Origin of the sequence: Nocardia sp. NPDC050435 (assembly GCF_040655395.1) — a bacterium.
Classification (GTDB): Bacteria; Actinomycetota; Actinomycetes; order Mycobacteriales; family Mycobacteriaceae; genus Nocardia.
In genome coordinates this window covers 1-16,285 of sequence record NZ_JBFAJW010000003.1, presented here as the reverse complement: position 1 = coordinate 16,285, position 16,285 = coordinate 1, and the positions used below count along the sequence as shown (strand labels likewise).

Annotated in this window: 12 protein-coding genes and 1 tRNA gene; 8 read left to right on the top strand and 5 right to left on the bottom strand. The window is 68.8% G+C overall.

Going from position 1 to position 16,285, the window contains the following annotated elements; all coding sequences use genetic code 11:
- The first annotated feature begins 9 nt into the window (after positions 1-9).
- Positions 10-1,050, top strand: a complete 1,041-nt coding sequence (locus tag AB0I43_RS08490; protein WP_356977000.1) for a MaoC family dehydratase N-terminal domain-containing protein — start codon at positions 10-12, stop codon at positions 1,048-1,050.
- 45 nt (positions 1,051-1,095) lie between these two features.
- Here AB0I43_RS08490 and AB0I43_RS08485 read toward each other — a convergent pair.
- Positions 1,096-1,169, bottom strand: a tRNA-Met gene (locus AB0I43_RS08485).
- A 577-nt stretch (positions 1,170-1,746) separates the two neighbouring features.
- Between AB0I43_RS08485 and AB0I43_RS08480 the strand changes: the two genes are divergently transcribed.
- Positions 1,747-2,295, top strand: coding sequence for a transglycosylase family protein (locus AB0I43_RS08480; protein WP_356977002.1), 549 nt, complete (start codon positions 1,747-1,749; stop codon positions 2,293-2,295).
- A 99-nt stretch (positions 2,296-2,394) separates the two neighbouring features.
- Here the strand turns inward: AB0I43_RS08480 and AB0I43_RS08475 are convergent, their stop codons facing one another.
- Positions 2,395-5,388 (bottom strand): UPF0182 family protein, encoded by a 2,994-nt coding sequence (locus tag AB0I43_RS08475; protein WP_356977004.1) that lies wholly within the window; start codon positions 5,386-5,388, stop codon positions 2,395-2,397.
- 187 nt (positions 5,389-5,575) lie between these two features.
- Between AB0I43_RS08475 and AB0I43_RS08470 the strand changes: the two genes are divergently transcribed.
- On the top strand, positions 5,576-6,169 hold the full coding sequence (locus AB0I43_RS08470; RefSeq protein ID WP_356977006.1) for a PPA1309 family protein: 594 nt from the start codon (positions 5,576-5,578) through the stop codon (positions 6,167-6,169).
- A gap of 10 nt (positions 6,170-6,179) precedes the next feature.
- Here the strand turns inward: AB0I43_RS08470 and AB0I43_RS08465 are convergent, their stop codons facing one another.
- Positions 6,180-7,211 carry a PDZ domain-containing protein gene (locus AB0I43_RS08465; RefSeq protein WP_356977008.1) on the bottom strand — a complete coding sequence of 344 codons (1,032 nt, stop codon included), beginning with the start codon at positions 7,209-7,211 and terminating at the stop codon, positions 6,180-6,182.
- Positions 7,212-7,371: 160 nt separating this feature from the next.
- On the opposite strand from AB0I43_RS08465, the gene AB0I43_RS08460 reads away from it, so the two are divergent.
- From AB0I43_RS08460 to AB0I43_RS08450, 3 genes are all read left to right on the top strand, one after another.
- Positions 7,372-8,796: a zinc-dependent metalloprotease gene (locus AB0I43_RS08460; RefSeq protein ID WP_356977010.1), complete on the top strand. Its 1,425-nt coding sequence runs from the start codon at positions 7,372-7,374 to the stop codon at positions 8,794-8,796.
- A gap of 87 nt (positions 8,797-8,883) precedes the next feature.
- Complete coding sequence (locus tag AB0I43_RS08455; protein ID WP_356977011.1) at positions 8,884-9,765, top strand: TOMM precursor leader peptide-binding protein; 882 nt, start codon at positions 8,884-8,886, stop codon at positions 9,763-9,765.
- A 58-nt stretch (positions 9,766-9,823) separates the two neighbouring features.
- Positions 9,824-11,173 (top strand): AarF/UbiB family protein, encoded by a 1,350-nt coding sequence (locus tag AB0I43_RS08450; RefSeq protein ID WP_356977012.1) that lies wholly within the window; start codon positions 9,824-9,826, stop codon positions 11,171-11,173.
- Between the two features lie 233 nt (positions 11,174-11,406).
- On the opposite strand, the gene AB0I43_RS08445 is transcribed toward AB0I43_RS08450, so the two are convergent.
- Positions 11,407-11,691, bottom strand: coding sequence for a WhiB family transcriptional regulator (locus AB0I43_RS08445; RefSeq protein WP_356977037.1), 285 nt, complete (start codon positions 11,689-11,691; stop codon positions 11,407-11,409).
- Between the two features lie 754 nt (positions 11,692-12,445).
- Positions 12,446-14,584 (bottom strand): ATP-dependent DNA helicase UvrD2, encoded by a 2,139-nt coding sequence (locus AB0I43_RS08440; RefSeq protein WP_357431960.1) that lies wholly within the window; start codon positions 14,582-14,584, stop codon positions 12,446-12,448.
- 81 nt (positions 14,585-14,665) lie between these two features.
- Between AB0I43_RS08440 and AB0I43_RS08435 the strand changes: the two genes are divergently transcribed.
- Positions 14,666-15,883, top strand: a complete 1,218-nt coding sequence (locus tag AB0I43_RS08435) for a low temperature requirement protein A (RefSeq protein WP_356977014.1) — start codon at positions 14,666-14,668, stop codon at positions 15,881-15,883.
- A 75-nt stretch (positions 15,884-15,958) separates the two neighbouring features.
- Positions 15,959-16,189: a mycoredoxin gene (locus AB0I43_RS08430; protein ID WP_357431958.1), complete on the top strand. Its 231-nt coding sequence runs from the start codon at positions 15,959-15,961 to the stop codon at positions 16,187-16,189.
- Positions 16,190-16,285 lie beyond the last annotated feature (96 nt).

The following is a 16,285-nucleotide window of genomic DNA, read 5'->3' as shown; positions in this document are numbered from 1 at the left end:
ATCGGACACATGACCGACCCCGTGTTCACCGCCGAGCAGCTACGCACCGAGGCCGAGCGTCTCCTCGCGGCGGCGCCGGCTCTGCCGCGACCAGCGCGCGACCCGATCAACCAGCCGATGATCAACAACTGGATCGAGGCGCTGGGCGACGCCAATCCGATCTACGCCGACGAATCCATCGCCCGGCAGCTCGGATTCGCCACGGTCGCCGCCCCACCGGCGATGACCCAGGCGTGGACCATGCCCGCGCTGGGCGCCGAGCGCAGCGTCGATCACCCGACGGTGAAACTGTTCGAACTGCTGGACGCGGCGGGCTACACCGGCCTGCTCGCCACCGACTGCGACACCGTCTACCACCGCTACACCCTTGTCGGCGAGCAGGTTTCGTTGCAGGCCACGCTGGCCGACGTCGCCGGCCCCAAACGCACCGCCCTGGGCGAAGGCTGGTTCTGCACCGTCCGCAGCACCTGGACCGTCGGCGCGGAAGTGGTGGCCGAGATGGACTTCCGCATGCTCAAGTTCCGGCCCGAACCACGGCCGGATTCCGCCCCGGACGACACCGCGGGCACGAGTGCCCCGGACGCCCCCCGCACGGCGCACAATGCCCGCTACGGCGGAGCCCCGAGGCGGACCGTGCCCGCCGAACCGCCGGCGGTGCGCCCCGGCGACCAGCTGCCGGAGTTGGTGATCGAGGCGACCCCCACGTTCATCGTGGCGGCGGCGCTGGCGACCCGGGACTTCCAGCCGGTCCATCACGACCGCGACTATGCCCGCGCCCGCGGTTCCCGCGACACCTTCGCCAACATCATCACCGACACCGGCCTGGTGCAGCGGCTGGTCACCGACTGGGCCGGGCAACGTGCCCAGATCACCGCCATCAAGTTGCGCCTGGGCGTGCCCTGGTACGCCTACGACACGCTGACTTTGACCGGCACGGTACAAACGGTTTCCGGGCAGCGAGTATCGGTGGCGGTGACCGGAACCGGGGCGCTGGGCAAGCACATCGTCGCCACCGTGGAACTGGTCATGGATCGGACCGTCTCGCGGTGATATAAAAAATGACCCGGAACCAGTGGTTCCGGGTCATTTCCCTAGTAGCGGGGACAGGATTTGAACCTGCGACCTCTGGGTTATGAGCCCAGCGAGCTACCGAGCTGCTCCACCCCGCGTCGGTAAACACAACATTACACACGTCTACGCCCGGATGGCAAATCGCCTACCCGGAGGCGGGTTCACGCAGGTCAGGGACTGCCCACGAGCCCGTCCGAAGGTGTAGCGGACAAACCGGACGCTCGGCGAGTCCAGCCTCGGCGTGTCGCACGGAAACAGCGGCCATGGAATTTCGTTCCGAATTCCCCGATTTGCGCGTATTCAATCGCGCGCGCCCGCGTATTCGATCTAGATAGCAGGTTTCAAACGTGCTCCGCATCACAAATTACCTGTGACGCCAGACACATTACGATGCTATAACCGACCGTCCGGAATCCATTCTTATGGCGTAACCGACCTGCACGAACGAGGATATTCCGGTTATTCGCTTCATGCAATTCGCATGTTATCAAGACGTGATCTACCGAGATTTGTTCGTTACCGTCGTGCTCGGCCCGGAGGCGATCCGCGGATGGGCTAGAACTCGAGCCGCCGCACGCCGGCGACCCTGCCCCGCGGTTCGAGGATCCCCGACTCCTGGGGGCAGGGCCACGACACGCACCACGTCGCGGAGGTGGGCACAGGGAGGGAAAACATATGTCTGAGAACCGGAAGTTCAACGCTCGCGCCCTCGGCCTCGCGGCCGTCACCGGCGCCCTGGTGGCCGTCCCGTTCACACTCGCCACCGGCAACTCCGCGGCCGCCACCCACAACTGGGACGGCGTCGCCCAGTGCGAGAGCGGTGGTAACTGGGGCATCAACACCGGCAACGGCTACTACGGCGGCCTGCAGTTCAGCCACTCCACCTGGCTGGCCAACGGCGGCACCGGCTACGCCCACAACGCGAGCAAGGCCGAGCAGATCCGCGTCGCGGAGAACGTGCTCGCCACCCAGGGCGTCGGCGCCTGGCCCGTCTGCGGCCAGCGGCTGACCCAGGGCGTCTCCTCCGGGCTGGAGCCCGAGCCCGCCCCCGAGCCGGAGCCCGCGCCCGCCATCCAGGCCGCTGTCCCGAACTCCGCCCAGGCCGCGGTCGATCAGGCCAAGGACGCCGGTGCCGGCGTCGCCGAGCAGTACGGCGTCAAGGACCTGTACCTGCAGCTGCTCGACCAGCACGCTCCGCTGCTCGATTCGATCGGCGGCAACTAGAAGACTTGCCGGGCGGGACGCCGAACCCGTCCCGCCCGGTAGCTACAGGAACGGCCTCGCTGGCACTGGGACCAGCGAGGCCGTTTCTGTGTTCTGCTGCTACTTGGCGTCCTGGTAGGCCTTGACCGCGGCCTCCAATTCCTCCAGTGCCCGGCCGAAATCGGTGAAGTTGCCGGTCTTCATGGCACTGCGCACCGCCTCGATCTTGCGGTTCAGCTCGGCGGCCGCGGCGTCCTTGGCGGCCGAGGAGCCGGTGGGCGGCGTGACCGTACCCGGCACCGGGGGTGTCGTCCCGGGCTGCGGCTGAGTGCTGTCCGGCGCGGGCGGCAGGACGCCCGGGTCGGGCCGGTTCGCCGGATCACCGCCGGGTGCGGTGGCCAGCGCGCCGGCGCCCGGCAACACCTCGTTCAGCGCCTCGGCCAGCGTCGGGGCATAGCCGACCTTCACACTGCCCGCGTCGTCGCGGTAGCTGACCAGCACGCGCAGCAACTGCGGGAACGTGGAGGTGTTCGGGCCGGTGTTGCGCTCGTTGTAGAACGGCTCCACGTAGAGGATGCCGCCGTCGGCGATCGGCAGCGTCAGCAGATTGCCGTACTTGATCTTGTTGGAGTTGGAGAGCAGCGTCTTCTCCCGCGACACCTCGTCCGCGGTCGTCATGCTGTTCTGCGTCTGCTGTGGACCCTGGGTCTGCGAATCCGTCGGCAGGCGCAGGATCGTGAACTTGCCGTAGTTCTCCGGATCCGAGTTCACCGAGATGTAGGCCGAGAGGAACTGCCGGTTGAAGCCCACCATCGCGCTGGTCAGGTTGAACACCGGCTGCTTCGACCCCGCGTCACCGAGCAGCACGTAGTACGGCGGCTGGTTGAAGCTGCCGCCCTGGCTCTCGATGGTCGGATCGGTCGGCACCGACCAGAAGGCGTTGTTGGTGAAGAACTCTCGCGGATTGTCCACGTGGTACTTGGTGAGCATCTCGCGCTGCACCTTGAACAGATCCTCGGGATAGCGGAAGTGCGCGCGCAGTTCGGGCGAGATCTCACTCTCCGGCTTGACCGCGCCCGGGAACACGCCGCGCCAGGCCTTGAGCACCGGATCGGTGGAATCCGTCTCGTAGAGGGTGACCGTGCCGTCGTAGGCGTCGACGGTCGCCTTCACCGAGTTGCGGATGTAACTGACCTCCTTGCGCGGCAGCAGGCGACCGGTCTTCTGGTCGATGCTGTCCTCGACCGCGCCCTCCAGCGAGGTGGTCTGGGCGTAGGGGTACTTGTCCAACGTGGTGTAGGCGTCGACGATCCACTTGATGCGGCCGTCCACCACCGCCGGGTACGCGTTGCCGTCGGTGGTCAGCCACGGCGCCACCTTCTGCACCCGATCGCGCGGGCTGCGGTTGAAGATGATCTTCGAGTTCTCGCCGATGGCCGAGGAGAACAGCAGGTTGCGCTCGGCGTACTTGGCCGCGAAGGCCAAGCGGTTGAACCAGTTCCCGATCGGCACGCCGCCGGCACCGGTGTAGGTGTAGGAGGCGGTGTCGGAGTCGTATTCCCGTGGGGCCTGGCCCTCGGTGCCGCCGACGATGGCGTAGTCGGTATTGGTCTGGGAGATCAGCTCACCGAAGTAGATGCGCGGCTGGTCCACCTTGAAGCGCTGCTTGTCCGGCGCGGTGAACAGGTCCGAGACCATGAAGATCGGGTAGCCGCTGTCGCTGGACCCGCTCGAGGTCTGGTTCGCGTCCGCCTGCGGCTTGTTCACCCGGTTGGCCGGCGCGGCGACGAAGCCGTTGCCGTGCGTGTAGACGGTGTGCTCGTTGATCCAGTTGGTCTGCCCGCCGGACAGTGCCTGCGGATGCAGCTCGCGCGCGGCGACGATGTAATCCTGCACCTCGCCGTTGATGTTGTAGCGGTCGATGTCCAGCGACTCGGGGAAGCCGTAGAAGTTCTTCAGCTGCTGCAACTGGGTGAAGGTGGGCGAGAGGATGTTCGGATCGAGCAGGCGGGCGTTGCCGATGGTGGCCGCGTCGACCGGGACCTCCAGCGGGCTCTTCTTGCTGACGCCCTTGTAGTCCTTGTATTCGATCCGGTCCTTGGTGATGCCGTACGCCTCGCGGGTGGCCGCGATATTGCGCTCGATGTACTCGGCTTCCTTGTCCGCGGCGTTCGGGCGCACCGAGAACTGCTCGACGATCAGCGGATACACCGCGCCGACCAGGATCGAGGAGAGCACCAGCAGCGCCGCGGCCATCGCGGGCACCCGCAGATCACGCAGCACGATGCCGGCGAAGAAGGCGATCGCGCAGATCACCGCGATCGCGAGCAGGATCAGCTTGCCGGGCAGCACCGCGTTGATGTCGGTGAACGAACCGCCCTCGAAGGTCGGCGCCTTGCGGCTGCTGGAGAGCAGCTCATAGCGGTCGAACCAGTAGGCGACGGCCTTGAGCAGCACGAACAGTCCGGCGATCACCGCGAGCTGGACGCGCGCGGGCTTGGTCAGCACGCCTTCGCGGCCGCTCAGGCGCAGGCCGCCGAAGACGTAGTGGGTGACCAGGCTGGCGAAGAAGGCGATCACGATCGCGACGAACAGCCAGTTCAGCACCATGCGGTAGAACGGCAGATCGAAGGCGTAGAAGCCGACGTCCAGGTGGAACTGGGGATCCTGCTGGCCGAAATCGCCGCCGTTGAGGAACAGCTGCAGCGTCACCCAATTCGACTGCGCCACCAGACCCGAGAGCAGGCCGAGCAGCACCGGGATGCCGATGCCGAACAGGCGCAGCTTGCTCATCACCGTGGTGCGGTAGCGCGCGATCGGGTCGTTGGGCCCGGCCACCGGCACGAAGACCGGCCGGGTCCGGTAGGCCAGCAGCAACGCCAGCCAGACGACGAGACCGACGAACAACCCGACCGCCACGAAAAGAATGACGCGCGAGCGCAATACGGTCAGATAGACGTTCCGGAAACCGACCTCGCCGAACCACAGCCAATTGGTGTAGGTATCGGTCAGCCGCGGTCCGAGCAGCAGCAACGCCGCCAGAACTATGGCCGCCACCAGCAGCACTCGGCTGCGGCGGGACAACGACAAGCCGGTGGGGGGCCGCATGCCCACGATGCCACGCTCCAAGATCCGGCGGCGCCCGCACCGTCTCCGGTGGGCGCCGCAGTCCGAATGTTCCAGCGGTCCACACGTGTCGACCGTCTCGCGCCCACTCTACGGAAACGGACATCCAAAGGTGCCCACTGGTCTCATGCGGTGTCTGTGTCCGCGCCTCGAGATGTGATGCGAGGATGTTTCGGTGACCGCAGACCTGCACGCCGAACTCGTCCTGTCCCGCGCCGTTCGCGAAGTCGCCGAATTCGCCGACGCCGAGGGCTGGGGGCGGCCGCCGCAGATGTTCGCGCTGGTACCGACCGCCGATCTGGTCGCCGCCGAACCCGGCCTGCTCGATCAGCTGGACCAGGGCAACGAGCTGACGCCGATCGCGCAGGAGTCCTTCCCGGACGACATCACCGGCGGGTCCATGGCGCTGGACGAATTCCTCGCCACCACCACCTGGCCGCCCGCCGTGCGCGGATGCGTGCTGGTGCAGGAGATCGTGGTGCTGCCGCCGGACGCCGAAAGCACCCTCGACGACGCGCTGGCGCCGCTGCTGGCCGACCACGAGGCCGCCGACGCGGCCGGGCGCGCCGCGGCCCAGGCCCACCCGGAACGCCGCGCCGCCCGGTTGTTCGCGGGCGTGCTGCGCGACGGAATGTCGTTGGCGCTGCTGCAGATCAAGCCGGAGGAGGACGAGAGCTTCCCGGACCTGGATCTGCGCACCTACCCGAACCTGGCCCCGAACGTGCTCGAGGCGCTGCACCACACCTTCGAGCAGGACCCCGACGAGTAGACCGGCCCGGTCAGTTCGCCGCGCAGCTCACCGGTTCGCGGCCGGCGTTGATGTCCTCGAGCGAGCGCACCGCGCCGTCCAGCGTCTCGACCTTGACCAGGCGCAGGCCCTCCGGCGTGCGGGCGCGGGCCTCGTTGCAGTTGGCGGCGGGCACCAGGAAGGTCTCCGCGCCCGCGTCCCGGGCGGCCATCATCTTGTACTGGATGCCGCCGATCGGGCCGACCTTGCCGTCCTCGTCGATGGTGCCGGTGCCCGCGACGAACTTGCCGCCGTCGAGCTCGCCCGGGGACAGCTTGTCGATGAGCGCCAGGCTGAACATCAGGCCGGCCGACGGGCCGCCGATATCGGCGAGGTTGAAGGTGACCTGCATCGGCGGGCGCGCGCCCTCGGCCGGCGTCACGCCGAGGTAGCCCTTGGCCGGATCGTCGGGGCGGGCCGCCAGGGTGATCTCGACGGTCTGCTCGGTGTTGTCGCGGCGCAGCGCGATGGAGAGCTTGCTGCCGGGCGCCTGCGAGGACACCGCCGTCACCACGTCCTTGGGCGCGGCGACCGGGGCGCCGTTGATGCTGACGATCTCGTCACCGGGCCGCAGCACGTCCTTGGCGGGGCCGTCGTCGCCGACCTTGCGCACCAGCACCACTGTCGGCAGCTTCAGATGATGCAGCGCCGCCACCTCGGCGTTGCCCTCGGAATCCTTGAAGTCCTGCTGGTTGGACTTGTCGATCTCCTCGCGCGGCACTCCGGGCGGGTAGACCTCGGCGCGCGGCACCAAGCCGTGCTGACCACTGGCCCAGAACCCGAATGCCTCGAACAGGTTCAGCCCGTCGCGCACCGACACCGTGGTCATGTTGAGGTGCCCGGTGGTCGGATCGACCTCGGTGCCCTGCACGTCCACGACCTGCTTGCCTTCTACCTCACCGAGGGTGTTGAAGGTGGGGCCGGGGCCGAGTGCGACATAGGGCACAGTGACGACAGTGCCGAGCACCCCGAGGACGAGCACCGGGACAAGGGCGGCCAGCAGAGTCCAGATCCGACGATTCACCAGGCCCACCATAGTGATAGACCCCGCTCGGCGGCGGGAGAGGCAGCATTTGGAGGCCCGCGCGTCGACTTCGTTTCGCTGACCCTTTCGAGTGACCCGCAAGCGATCACCACGACGCGCGAACACTACCCACCTGGGCCGAACGAGTAGCGTGAGAGATATGAGTGACATGCCGTTCGGCTTCTCGGACCGTGACGATGACGATGCCCGCAAACGCGGCGAATCGCAAGGCTCCGGTTCCGGCAACCCGTTCGACTTCGCCATGGGCGGCGCGGGCGGCGGTTTCGATCCCACCCAGCTGGGCCAGATGCTGACGCAGCTCGGTCAGATGCTGAGCGGTATGGGCCAGCCGGGCAGCGCGCAGTCCGGGCCGGTGAACTACGACGTCGCCAAGCGCCTGGCCCGCCAGCAGCTCGGCGCCGATGTCACGCCGGTCGGGGAAAGCACCGCCAAGGCCGTCGCCGACGCCGCGCACCTGGCCGAGCTGTGGCTCGACGGCGCCACCACACTGCCCGCGGGCGCGACCAAGACCACCGCCTGGACGGCCAACGACTGGATCGAGGAGACGGTCCCCACCTGGAAGCGGCTCTGCGACCCGGTGGCGCAGCAGGTCAACGGCATGTGGACCCAGCAGCTGCCGGAAGAGGCCCGGGAGATGGCCGCGCCGATGATGGGCATGCTCAGCCAGATGGGCGGCCTCGCGTTCGGCTCGCAGCTCGGGCAGGCGCTGGGCCAGCTCGCCAAGGAGGTGCTCACCTCCACCGACATCGGCCTCCCGCTGGGCCCGGACGGCACGGCGGCACTGCTGCCCGCCGCCATCTCGGAGTTCAGCGCCGGCCTGGAACAGCCCGAGAGCGAGATCATGGTCTTCCTCGCCGCGCGCGAGGCCGCCCATCAGCGCCTGTTCGGCCATGTGCCGTGGCTGCGCCAGCAGGTGCTGGGCGCGGTGGAGAGCTACGCGCGCGGCATCAAGATGGATTTCTCCTCCATCGAGGAGGCCGCGCAGGGCATCGATCCGATGTCGCTCGGCGATCCGGAGAAGCTGCAGGAGTTGTTGTCGCAGGGCGCTTTCGAGCCGCAGACCAGCCCCGAGCAGAAGCAGGCGCTGGAACGCCTGGAGACGCTGCTCGCGCTGATCGAGGGTTGGGTGCAGGTCGTGGTCGCCGAGGCGGTGGGCGAGCGGCTGCCCGGCGCGGGCGCCCTGGCCGAGACGCTGCGCCGCCGGCGCGCGACCGGCGGTCCCGCCGAACAGACCTTCGCCACCCTGGTCGGGCTGGAGTTGCGCCCGCGCAAGCTGCGCGAAGCGGCGGCGCTGTGGCAGCGGCTGACCGACGACGCGGGTATGGAGAAGCGCGACGGCGTGTGGGCGCACCCCGATCTGCTCCCGGATTCCGACGATCTCGATCATCCGGCCGGTTTCATCGATTCGGTGATCGGCGGTGGCACCGGCGCCTTCGACGACCCGCTGGCGCAACTGGCCGAAACCGAGGCGCGGGAACGTGACTCGGGCGATGCGGCCAAGCAGGAGGACAAGCCGGGCGACAAGCCGTCCGGCGAGGACGACAAAGGCCAGGGCACGACCTAGCCGGCACCATGTGAAAACCGGAAACCCCTGTGTGTAACAGGGGTTTTCGTCGCTTTCGGGGTGTCAGCCGCGGCCCATACTCGGGCCATGACATCGACACCTCTCGCCGGCGCCGCCCGCAGCGGCCCGATGCTCCAGCCGCGGGTCATGGTCCTGGTGCGCCCGTCCGGCGCGGTGCAACTGGGCTGGGATCCCGATACCGCCGTCGTCCTGGCCCCGGACGATCTCGACACCGCGACGCTGCTCAGCTTCCTGCGGCTGCTCGACGGCACGCGCACCCGCCCCCAGATCCTCTGGCTCGCCGAGGAATCCGGGATCACCCCGGCGCAGGCGCTGGCGCTGCTCACCGAGATCGAGACCGCGGGCCTGCTGGCCCCGCCGGATCCGCCCGGCGGGCGGCTGGGCACGATCCGCGTGCACGGGGTCGGCCCGCTCTCGGACGCGCTCGCGCTCGGTGTGCGGCGCCTGGGGGTCCGGCCCGTGCGCTCGCGGGGCTACACCCCGGATACCCCGGTCGGCACCTGGCGTGGCGGGCTGGTGCTGCTCACCGACGCGGTGGTCGCCGATCCCCGGCTCACCAACGAGCTTGTGCTGCACCGGGTTCCCCATCTGCCGGTGCGCATCCGCGACGGTAAGGGGCTGATCGGGCCGCTCGTGCTCCCCGGTCGCACCAGCTGCCTGCGCTGCGCCGATCTGACACGCACCGAGATCGATCCGGCGTGGCCGCACCTGGCGGCGCAATTGCTGGGCCGGGTCGGGCAGGCGTCCACCGCCGCGGTGGCGGCAACCGCCGCGCTAGCGCTGAGCGAGCTCGAGTCGATCTTGACCTGCTCCCCCGCCCGCGCCCTGGGCACCCTGGACGCCACCCTCGAGCTGGATCTGGCCTCGCACCGGATCGAGCGACGCGGGTGGGCGCCCCATCCGGCCTGCGGTTGCCACGGTATTTGCGCAGGTGGGCAAGATGAGTGACGCACGAGTCTCGAGATTGCCATGGCACAGCCGGGGGTCTGTCGGCCATGATGGGTACGTGTCTGAGATTGTGCGCCGTCGCTCATCCCGAAATGCCAAGTTAGCCAAGATTCCGCTGGGGATCGCCGGCCGCGCCGCCGTCGGCTTCGGCAAGAAACTGGCCGGCGGCGACAAGTCCGAGATCAACGCCCAGCTCAATCAGAAGGCCGCGGAGCAGCTGTTCACCGTGCTCGGCGAACTCAAGGGCGGCGCAATGAAATTCGGCCAGGCGCTGAGCGTGATGGAGGCCGCGATCCCGGAGGAGTTCGGCGAGCACTATCGCGAGGCGCTGACCAAGCTGCAGGCGGCCGCGCCGCCGATGCCCGCGGCCACCGTGCACCGCGTGCTCGACGTGCAGCTGGGCACCCAGTGGCGGGAGCGGTTCCAGTCCTTCGACGACACCCCGGCCGCGTCGGCCAGCATCGGCCAGGTGCACAAGGCGGTGTGGTCGGACGGCCGCGTCGTCGCGGTCAAGGTGCAGTACCCGGGCGCCGACGAGGCGCTGCGCGCCGATCTCAAGACACTGTCGCGGATGACCGGCCTGATCGCCTCGGTGATCCCGGGCGCCGACGTCAAACCGATCCTGGCCGAGATCACCGAGCGCACCGAGGAAGAGCTCGATTACCGCAACGAGGCGCGGAACCAGCGCACCTTCGCCCAGGCCTTCGCCGGGCACCCGCGCATCGTGGTCCCGCGGGTGGTGGCCGGCGCGCCGAAGGTGATCGTCACCGAATGGCTGGACGGCACCCCGGTTTCCAAGATCATCGCCGCGGGCGCGGCGGATCCGGAGGGCACGCACGAACTGCGCAACCAGGTCGCCGCCCTGATGGGTGAATTCCACTTCAGCTCCCCGGAGACGGCCGGGCTGCTGCACGCCGATCCGCACCCGGGCAACTTCATGATGCTGCCCGACGGCCGGCTCGCCGTCATCGATTTCGGCGCCTGCGCCCCGCTGCCCGACGGTTTCCCCAAGATTCTCGGGCAGATTCTCGGCCTGGCCGTCGAGGAGCGCTTCGACGAGCTCACCCAGGTGCTCTACGACGACGGCTGGATCATCCCCGGCCGCACGATCACCCATCAGGAGATCGCCGATTTCCTGCGCCCGTTCACCGATCCGATCCGCACCGATTCGTTCCACTTCACCCGCCGCTGGATGCAGCGGGTGGCGGGCAAGGCCACCGACATCACCAGTGCCGAGATGAAAACCTCACGGGCGATGCAACTTCCGGCCGAGCACGTGATGATCTTCCGGGTGCTCGGCGGCTCGGTCGGCATTCTCGCCCAGCTGGACGCGGAGCTGCCGTTCATGGGCCTGGCCAATCAGTGGCTGCCCGGTCTGCGCGAGGAGCGCGGCGAGCTCACCAGCTGAGCGGCGGCCCGTCCCCGGGTACTCCGTGTGCCGGCCGACACCCCGACGGCCGGCACACGTAGCGCGCTCTTGGCTTGTCTCACAACGCAAACGAACCGCCCACCAGATCACGCGGTGAGCGGTTCGTATGCTTTCTCGTTCCTGGGCGCGCCAGCGTGCCGCGAGGGCCCGCCGGGCCTCGAGGACCGGAGGGAGGTATGCCGTCGGTCGCGGCATGAGGAGGCTGTCGCCGCTCATGCCGGGACCGCGACCGCGACCTTGCGGGGCCGGCCACGGGGGCGCTTGCGGGCGATCACGACGCCTTGGTCGAAGATCTCACCGCCCCACACACCCCAGGGCTCGGCCCGATCGATGGCCGCACTCAGGCAGCCCTTCCGGATCGGGCAGGACGCGCACAGGGCCTTGGCCTCTTCCAACTGGGCCGGGCTCTCGGCGAACCAGAGATCGGGATCTCCGGCTCGGCACGGCACGGCGTTGGTGACCTCCCGGGTACGGGACGGCACGGTGCGGCATGTCACGTCGGTAGTAGCGGCTTGTGGCCAGCTGTCTACGGTGAACACGTCTTCTCCTTCAGCTCGTTTGCAGCGGTTCGTTACTTTTTCCACGAAACCGGTTCCAAACGGCTGAAGAGCCGCTTAAAAACAATGGCCACGGTTTCGCGATTCGCGATCCGTGGCCAGAAGGTCTGGGAGGTGTCCCCTACCTAGTTCGACATCTGTGTCGATCTCTGATCACGGTCGCTGGGTCTTCTGCGGTGCGGAGGCGGTTCGTCATATCGATCCCGGCTGCTCCCGCGGGGTTCAGACCCGCCGGCTCATAGCCGTGATCGATATCGATGGCGAAACCACCGGCGACTGCCGAGGCGGCAGCGAGATGCCAGGCACCGCTGGGCTTGCCTGCCGGACGCTGAGCGCAAATCGGGTGCGCGAACGACGTCACGGCTTTAGCCGTGACGACGGTGGCCCCGAATGCGCTGACGCCGGACAGACCGATCCCCTGCAAAGCGAGGATCCCCCGGGAGGCGGACATGGGTACGCCACCCGCAACGCTGAGAGCGCTGAAGCTTCTGGTGCTGCCTGTGCCGTTCATTGGTCTGCCTCCCTCCTTGTCTCTCGTCGATCCGTCAGTTGTGCGCGCTGGGATTACCTCCCGGTGCGTGTTCCCACCATATGCAATGGCGAACAAACCGACAACCTATTTTCTACCTGCGGTTTTGTACTTTTCTCCGAGCGATCTTCGCGCTCGGGCGTTTTCGGTGGTTCGTGGGCTGGATCACTGTGCGCGCGAGCGCACCCGCGAGGCGACGATCGCGAGCACGTCCGCGCCGTAATTGGTGATCTTCTTGGCGCCGATGCCGGCGATCGCGCCCAGGGCCCGATCGTCGGCGGGCAATTGTTCGGCGATCGCGGTGAGCGTGGTGTCGGTGAAGATCACGAACTCCCGTACGCGCAGCGCCTCGGCCTTCTCCGCCCGCCATTCCCGCAGCGCCTCCAGCAGTGCGGCGTCCACCTCACCCGGGCAGCGCCGGCACCGGCCCAGCATGGTGGCGTAGGTGCCGATCAGCGGTTTCGCGCACACCCGGCAGGACGGGCGGATGCCGCCGCCCTTCCGCTCGACCGCGGGCGCGGCGATGCGCGAGGCGGGGGAATCATCGGGCACCAGGCCGTTGAGGAACCGGGAGCGGCGGCGAGTGCGGCGGCTGCCCTGGTTACGCGCCAGCGCCCACGACAGGCGCAGGTGCTCGCGGGCCCGGGTGACGCCCACGTAGAACAGCCGCCGCTCCTCCTCGAGGGCGGCCATGTCGGCGACCGAGCCGTCGTCGGCGAGGACGTGCTGGATCGGCATGGTGCCGTCGGCCAGGCCGACCAGGAACACCGCGTCCCACTCCAGGCCCTTGGCCGCGTGCAGCGACGCCAGGGTGACGCCCTGCACCGTGGGTGGGTGCCGGGCTTCGGCGCGGGCGGCCAGCTCACGCAGCAGGGCGTCGAGATCGAGTTCGTCGTCGGCGGCCAGCAACTCCTCGGTGAGCCGCACCAGCGCGACCAGCGACTCCCATTTCTCCCGGGCCTGCGCGCCGGCGGGCTCGGTGGCGGTGAGTCCGACCGGGGCCAGCACCGCCTTCACCAGGGTGACCAGCTCGTCGCCGCTGCGGGACTCCTCGGGCAGATCGTCGCGGGCGGCGGCCTGGCGCAGCACGACCACGGCCTGCCGGACCTCGGCCCGCTGGAAGAACCCCTCGCCGCCGCGCACCTGATACGGAATGCCCTGCTCGGTGAGCGCCTGCTCGTAGGCCTCGGACTGGGCGTTGATGCGGTACAGGACGGCGATCTCGGCGGCCGGGACGCCCGTCTCGATCAGTTTCTTGATCTGCCGGGCGACAGCGGCGGCCTCGGCGGGCCCGTCGTCGTGTTCGGCGAACAGCGGCTGCGGGCCGTCCGCGCGCTGCCCGATCAATTGCAGCCGGGTGCCGGCGATCCGCCCGCGGGCCGCGCCGATCACCCGGTTGGCCAGCGAGACCACCTGCGGTGTCGAGCGGTAGTCGCGCTCCAGCCGCACCACCGTCGCCTCGGGGAAGCGCCGGGAGAAATCCAGCAGGAAGCTCGGCGTCGCGCCGGTGAAGGAGTAGATGGTCTGGTTCGCGTCGCCGACGACCGTCAGATCGTCGCGCTCGCCCAGCCAGGCGTCGAGCACCCGCTGTTGCAACGGGGTGACGTCCTGGTACTCGTCGACCACGAAACTGCGGTAGCGGCTGCGGAATTCGTCGGCGACCGCTGGATAATCCTCCAGGGCGGCGGCCGTGTGCAGCAGCAGATCGTCGAAGTCGAGCAGCAGGCCCTCCGGCGAGGTCTTCAAGCTCTCGTAGGCGGCGTACGCCTCGGCGATCCGGGCCGGATCGTGGGGCGTCTCGCGCCGCTGCTTGGCCACCGCCGCCGGATAATCCTCCGGCGCGATCAGCGTGCCCTTGGCCCACTCGATCTCGCCGAGCAGGTCGCGCACGCTCTCCGTGGCCGCGGACAGCCCGGCCCGCTGCGCGGCCTGGGCCACGATCGGGAACTTGGCGTCGATCAACCGCCACGGCACATCGCCCACGATCTGCGGCCAGAAGTATTTGAGCTGGCGCAACGCCGCGGCGTGGAACGTTCTGGCCTGCACCTGCGCGGCCTCGCCACCGAGGCCCAATTCACGCAACCGGCTGCGCATCTCACCCGCGGCGCGCGCGGTGAACGTCACCGCCAGCACCTGATCGGCCTTGACGTGCCCGGCCGAGACCAGGTGGGCGATGCGGTGGGTGATGGTTCTGGTCTTGCCCGTTCCGGCGCCCGCCAGCACGCACACCGGGCCCCGCGGAGCCTTCACGGCGGCAGCCTGCTCGGGATCCAGGGCAGCGAGGTCGAGGGGCACGCGCTCCATCATGGCAGCCGGGTCCGACAGGGCGACCGGCACGGCGCGCGTGCGCCGAACCGACCGGCCAGGACGATTAGGGTGCTCGACGTGGCCACAGACGCACCCGCGGAACCCACACACGCGCACGACCGGCACGCCTCCTGGATGGAGCTGTTCTTCGACCTGGTCGCCGTCGCCGGTGTCGGACAGCTCACCCACCTGCTGCACCACGGGCCCACCCTGGCCGACTTCGGCCTCTACGTGGTGCTCTACCTGGCGTTCTGGATGGTGTGGGCGGTGATCATGCTCTACGGCAACATCGCTCGCGACCACACGCGGGTGCCGTTGATGCTGGCGGCCATGCTCGGGCTCGGCGTGCTGGCGGCGGCCGTGGCCGGGCTGCCGGAGCGGCACGCGACCGCGTTCGCCGCGGTGTACGTGGTCCTGCGCGTCGCCTCCGGCCGGCTGTGGGGGCGCGGCAAGGTCGTGGTGGATTGGCCGACCATCGAACTCGGCGCGGGGGTGCTGCCCTGGGTGGTGTCGCTGTGGGTGCCCGAGCCGTGGAAGTACTGGTGCTGGGCCACGGGCCTGGCCATCGATCTGCTGATCATGTTCTTCATGAGCGGTGACCGGCTGCTGGCCGGGCTGCAGGAGCAGTTCGATCGGCGCCTGCGACGCCTGCGCCGGGTTCGCGACTTCGACGAGGCGCTGGTTCCGAAACTCGAAGCGGTACACGCCGATCCGGCCCACCTCGGGGAGCGACTGGGCCTGCTGGTGATCATCGTGCTGGGCGAGGGCGTGATCGTGGTCATCGACGCGGTCGGCAAGAGCGCCTGGACCTTCCAGATCCTGGCGCTGGGTTTCGCCGCGTTCGTGATCCTGGCCGCGCTGTGGGCGCTGACCCTGCTCTACGGCGGCACGGTGGCCCGCCTGCTGGGCGGCGCGGTACCGGAATCGGTGTTCGCACGGCGGCACGTGATGGTCATGCACTGCTTCCTCACCGGCGCGATCGCGACCGTCGCGGCCGGGCTCGGCCTGACCATCGGTCACGCCTCGGGGCATCTGACCACCGGCATCGGCTGGACCCTGTGCGGCGGCGCCGCGGCCTACTTCCTGATCAACGCGCTAGTCGGCCTGCGTTCGCCGACGGGCTGGCGCTGGAGCGTGACCTGGCCCGTTCCGTGCGCACTGGGCGCGGTGGTCCTGGGCGTACTCGCGCCGCACCTGGGCGCGCTGGGCCTGGTCTGCGCGGTGGCCGCGCTGATTCTGGCGCCCCTGGTGTGGGAGTACCGCCTCGACCGGGGGCTGCGCGCGGCGGCGGCCTGAGGTCGGCCACCGTGGAACAGGATGGGCGGGGAAAGCGTTGAACCGTCCGTGACTGACGCGAAGGTTGACCTGACGATGTACTCGACCACCTGGTGCGGCTACTGCCGCCGGCTCAAGAAGCAGCTGGAAGAGTCGGGCATCACCTATGCCGAGATCGATATCGAGCAGGATCCGGCCTCGGCCGAGTTCGTCGGCAGCGTCAACAACGGCAACCACGTGGTGCCGACGGTGAAATTCGCCGACGGCTCCACGGCGACCAACCCGTCGCTGGCCGCCGTCAAGGAACGGCTCGCCGCACTGGCCTAGATGTACTGACCCGAGAGGTTAGGAACGCGGCTGGCTGGTGGGTGACCGCCCAGTGCGGTGTGGCCGCGGTGGTGATTGTAGGTGTGTAGCCAAGCG

Bases quoted from the DNA above. Each gene is read 5' to 3' on its own strand.
- AB0I43_RS08490 (WP_356977000.1), top strand. From the start codon at position 10: ATGACCGACCCCGTGTTCACCGCCGAGCAGCTACGCACCGAGGCCGAG.
- AB0I43_RS08480 (WP_356977002.1), top strand. From the start codon at position 1,747: ATGTCTGAGAACCGGAAGTTCAACGCTCGCGCCCTCGGCCTCGCGGCC.
- AB0I43_RS08460 (WP_356977010.1), top strand. From the start codon at position 7,372: ATGAGTGACATGCCGTTCGGCTTCTCGGACCGTGACGATGACGATGCC.
- AB0I43_RS08455 (WP_356977011.1), top strand. From the start codon at position 8,884: ATGACATCGACACCTCTCGCCGGCGCCGCCCGCAGCGGCCCGATGCTC.
- AB0I43_RS08440 (WP_357431960.1), bottom strand. From the start codon at position 14,584: ATGGAGCGCGTGCCCCTCGACCTCGCTGCCCTGGATCCCGAGCAGGCT.
- AB0I43_RS08430 (WP_357431958.1), top strand. From the start codon at position 15,959: ATGTACTCGACCACCTGGTGCGGCTACTGCCGCCGGCTCAAGAAGCAG.